Raw genomic sequence first — 5,048 nt, 5'->3', positions numbered from 1 at the left:
CTTATTTCAGGACGGGACAAAATCAGAAAATAAAAAAGCCTCCGAAGAGGCTTTTTTTATTTAGAAGGATTAGTCACCTGTATAACCTTTCAATTTTAAACGTGCAGCGTGCAGAAGTGGCTCTGTATAACCTGCAGGTTGCTCACCACCCTTGAAAATCAGATCAGAAGCAGCCTGGAACGCGATGCTGTTGTCAAAGTCAGCTGACATTGGCTTGTACAGCGGGTCATTTGCATTTTGCTGATCCACAATTTTCGCCATACGTTTCAGTACATCTTCAACCTGTTCACGAGTCACGATACCATGACGTAACCAGTTCGCTACGTGCTGAGATGAAATACGCAGTGTTGCGCGGTCTTCCATCAGACCAACATCATTAATGTCTGGTACTTTCGAACAACCAACACCCAGATCAACCCAACGAACTACATAACCCAGGATACCCTGACAGTTATTTTCCAGTTCTTTGGTTTTCTCTTCTTCAGTCCAGTCGGTATCTGTCGCTAATGGCGGAGTCAACAGATCATCTAATGGCAATGCTTCAGTTGCAAGCAGCTCTTGCTGACGCTGAGCCACGTTAATTTGATGATAGTGAATCGCATGGATTACCGCACCTGTTGGAGATGGAACCCATGCACAGCTAGCACCCGCTTCTGGATGTTCAGTCTTAGTCTTGTACATGTCTAGCAGCATGTCTGGTTTTGGCCACATGCCTTTACCGATTTGCGCTTTACCACGTAAACCGGTTTGCAGACCGATCATCACGTTACGGTTTTCATAAGCCGGGAACCATTTTTGGCCTTTGATTTCACCCTTACGAACGAATGGACCTGCTTCCATGAAGGTATGGATTTCGTCACCAGTACGGTCCATGAAGCCAGTGTTAATGAAAATGGTACGGTCTTTCGCCTGAGCAATACAGTTTTTCAGGTTTACAGAGGTACGGCGTTCTTCATCCATGATACCGATTTTCAGTGATTTAGCAGGTAAACCTAGCGCCTGTTCAGCACGCTCGAACAGTTCAACTGCAAATGCCACTTCTTCAGGACCATGCATTTTTGGCTTAACGATGTACATTGAGCCTTTGCGTGAGTTACGTACTGTGTTTTCACCACGAATGTCAGCAACGGACAGCAGCGGCGTGATCAGCGCATCCATGATACCTTCATAGATTTCTTCGCCATCTACCAAGATCGCTGGGTTGGTCATCAGATGACCTACGTTACGCAGTAGCATCAATGAACGGCCGTGAAGTGTAGTCTCGCCGCCTTCTACATTTTTGAAAGTACGGTCAGCATTCAGCTTACGAGTAATGATTTTACCATTTTTCTCGATGCTTTCTTCCAGCGTACCGCGCATCAAGCCTAACCAGTTACGGTAGCCTTCAACTTTCTCTTCAGCATCTACGGCTGCTACAGAGTCTTCCAAATCCTGAATCGTAGTTACTGCAGCTTCAAGAATCACGTCTTTAACACCGGCAGCATCAGTTTGACCAATCGGGCTGGTTGCATCAATTTGAATCAGCGCATGCAGACCGTTGTTTTTCAGTACGATTTCAGAGGGTGCTGCAGCATCACCGTTATAACCTACAAATTTAGATGCATCGGCAACAGTCGTTGTAGAACCGTCTTTTAAGGTTACAATCAGTTTGTTACCTTCCACTGCATATTTGGTCGCATCAGCATGTGAGCCTTGAGCCAATGGGAAAGTTTCGTCCAGGAAGTTCTTCGCGAATGCGATAACTTTCTCACCACGTTTCGGGTTGTAACCCTTGCCTTTTTCCGCACCATCTTCTTCAGAGATTACGTCAAAGCCGTAAAGTGCATCGTACAGTGAACCCCAACGTGCGTTGGCAGCGTTCAGGCTGTAACGTGCATTACGTACAGGTACCACCAGCTGTGGACCTGCAATTTGTGCAATTTCGTCGTCTACGTTTTCAGTAGTAATTTGAAAATCTTCTACTTCTGGTAGCAAGTAGCCAATTTCAGTCAAGAAAGCTTTGTAAGCTTGTAATTCAAATTTGTTATTGCGGTGCCATTCGTCGATTTTGGCTTGAATGTCATCACGCTTAGCCAAAAGTGCTTTGTTTTTAGGACTAAGATCAACAACGACTTGTTCAAAGTTTTTCCAGTATGTGTCACTGTTCAAACCAGAACCTGGTAGTGCTTCATTTTCGATAAAATCGTAAAGTTCCTTAGCAATCGCTAACTTGCCTTTTTGAATACGTGCAGTCATTGTCTTTCCTGATATTGCTACTTTTTATACAAGAGATTCTAGTATAACGATTAAAATTTAGCTGAATAGTACTATCACATTCCTAAATAATGATCATTTTATTCAGCGTCACCCTCATGCACGCAAAATAGATGATCAGAATGTTTAGTCATCAATTCAGTAAATACCCTAATGACAGTGTATAAAGTTTTCGAAATGTAGAAATTAGACTTAAGTTCAGATTTTCGTGCAAAAACTATGCACTTCGATATACAGTGTCATGTTTGTTGCCTGATTAAGCCACGAAATCAGGTTCTTGTCGATAAACTGGTCAGTAATTTTAGATGAAAAAAGCGCCGGAAAATCCGACGCTTTGTAAGCAATTATTCTGCCTGGGTTGAGGCTGTTTTCTGAATCTGCCGATGTTCAGAATGCAGATACTCATCCGACTGCATTTCCAGCAGACGTGAACGGGTCCGTTCAATTTCAAAAGCCAGTTTTTCACCCTGGTAAATGTCGATGATATTGTCTTCTGAGGTGAGTAACAATTTCACCCCACGATCATAAAATTCATCAACCAAATAGATGAAACGGCGTGTAGCATCATTCAGGAAATCAGTCAGATGCGGTACGTTGCTGACCAGCACTGTATTGTAGATATTCGCAATTTCAATAAAGTCGGCCGGGCTACGTGGTTTCAGACACAGATCAGAAAATTCACACCACAACACATCTTCGGTATGTGCCACAGTTTCCACAATACGGTTATTGATAATGATCGGTTCCTGAGACTGTTGCTGGCCCTGAGTCAGCGCACTGAAACGCTGCGCCATCCAGTTTTTATTGTCATGAGTCAGCGGGAACTTAAATAGTTGTGCCTGTTTCAGTACACGCAGACGATAATCCACACCGGCATCGACATTCAGAATCACACAGTTCTTTTTCACTAATTCAATGGTAGGAATAAAACGGTCACGGTGAATCCCATTTTTATATAAACCATCAGGCGCAATGTTTGAAGTGGCTACCAATGTAATGCCGCGCTCAAACAGTTTCTGGAACAGATCACTCAGGATCATAGCATCCGTCACATTCGACACGAAGAATTCGTCAAAACAGATGACAACCGCATCTTTATAGATCTGATCCGCCACCATATCCAGCGGGTTACGCTGACCAGACAGCTTATTTAGCTCACGATGCACATGCTGCATAAAATGGTGAAAGTGCATGCGGGTTTTACGGCGAAACGGAATCGAATCGAAAAACTGGTCCATCAGCCAGGTTTTACCGCGTCCTACACCGCCCCACATATACACACCCTTTGGTGCAGTCTGACGGCGGAAACGGCGGAATGCCTTTTTAGAAGCCTTAAAGCGCTGAATTAACTCCACCCAGACACGGTCTAACTCATGGACTGCCACTGCCTGTGCATCATCAGGCATGAACTGACCCGAAGACAGCGCCTGCGCATAGCGTTCCGCAGGAGATAAAGGACTAAAGGCATTGTGCTGATGTGAATTTAAGTCGGACATAAGGTTCATTACTGTTGCGATTCATTAAAAATTATAGCGAGAAATCAATTCCTAGCCATAACACTTTGGCATTAGCTAACTTAGGCTATTTCATATATTGACGTGGACTTTGCCCAAACCAACGTTTAAAAGCATGATTAAATGCAGCCGGTTCAGAGTATCCCAATAATTCTGCAATCATTTCAATTGAATATTGTTTATATTCAATCATTCTTAATGCTTTATCTTTGATAATCTCTTCACGGATCTGTTTATAGCTGGTATTCAACTGCTGTAACTGATGACGTAAGGTACGTTCCGGAATTTTCAATGCCTGCGCGGTTTCTGCCATGGTCGGCATTCCGCCAGTTTGCAATTCCAGATAATCCTGTACCCGCTGAATCAGCTCTGGAATCTGCTCATCTTCATGTAAACGTTCCAGTTCTGCGATACATTTCTGTTCATAAAGCTTGGATGTTTGTTCATCTGCAGCAGAAATCTTGACATCTAGTACCGCTTCATCAAACCAGAATGCCGCCTGCTCAGCATTAAGAATCACTTGTGAACCGTAATAATCATAATAAAGCTGTAACTGTTCTGGCACGTCAGGCTCTGGAAATGGCAATTCGATCCGTACTTCCGGTACAGATAACCCCATCATCTTATATAAATCCTGAATAAACTTGAACGTTCCAGCAATTTCAGCCTGTGCCACCAGTTGACCTAAAGGACCCTGTAAATCTTTAGGACGGTAGCAAAGTGCCACATGATACTCATTCTGTTTCGTGCTAATTTCGCCCGTAAGATGAGTCAACTGCTGAAAGCGTATCACATGGTTCAGGGCATCTCGAACTGTAGGACTTGTCACCAGTAACATCAGCAATGGCCCATAACCAGCCAGTGCATAATGCTGTCCAATTAAAATCCCCTGTTCTGGTACAATCCCATCCCCCACAACTTTCAACACATCATATTCCAGACTCGGATGAATAATTGAGGTCGGATCCAGATCATCAATACGCAATCCGATCGTATCAAGTTTCTGCTCCAGCGCGATACCGGCCTTACGCATCCCCTGAATCAGGTACATCAGACTGAGTATGGATCTCTTCATGGGCTATTAAACTTAAATAGGGTTGTTTTTGTTTTACTACAAATCTTACAAATTCTCTATTGCCGTTTTGATCAATATTAGCGTCTTATTCATCCTATGACTATTTAAAACTATGACTATACGCCAATCTCAACTTTAAATAAGCTTTTCAAATTGAATCGGCGAATAACCACATTTTTTATTCATAACGACGCAGACCGTATGTG

3 protein-coding genes are annotated in these 5,048 nt (G+C 43.3%); all 3 read right to left on the bottom strand.

What is annotated here, in order from left to right; translation table 11 throughout:
- Positions 1 to 69: 69 nt before the first annotated feature.
- Positions 70 to 2,235 carry a malate synthase G gene (locus GW12_RS06645; protein WP_034585218.1) on the bottom strand — a complete coding sequence of 722 codons (2,166 nt, stop codon included), beginning with the start codon at positions 2,233 to 2,235 and terminating at the stop codon, positions 70 to 72.
- Positions 2,236 to 2,597: 362 nt separating this feature from the next.
- The gene (gene zapE, locus GW12_RS06640) at positions 2,598 to 3,749 is read right to left on the bottom strand and encodes a cell division protein ZapE (protein WP_034585215.1); all 1,152 of its coding nucleotides are present in this window, start codon (positions 3,747 to 3,749) and stop codon (positions 2,598 to 2,600) included.
- A gap of 85 nt (positions 3,750 to 3,834) precedes the next feature.
- Entirely contained in the window at positions 3,835 to 4,842 is a 1,008-nt protein-coding gene (locus GW12_RS06635; RefSeq protein WP_034585211.1) for an AraC family transcriptional regulator, read from the bottom strand.
- Between the last annotated feature and the right edge of the window lie 206 nt (positions 4,843 to 5,048).

It is taken from the genome of Acinetobacter sp. HR7 (genome assembly GCF_000773685.1).
Lineage (GTDB): Bacteria > Pseudomonadota > Gammaproteobacteria > Pseudomonadales > Moraxellaceae > Acinetobacter > Acinetobacter thermotolerans.
The sequence above is the reverse complement of the archived record's forward strand: the minus strand, read 5'-3'. Positions and strand labels throughout refer to the sequence as shown.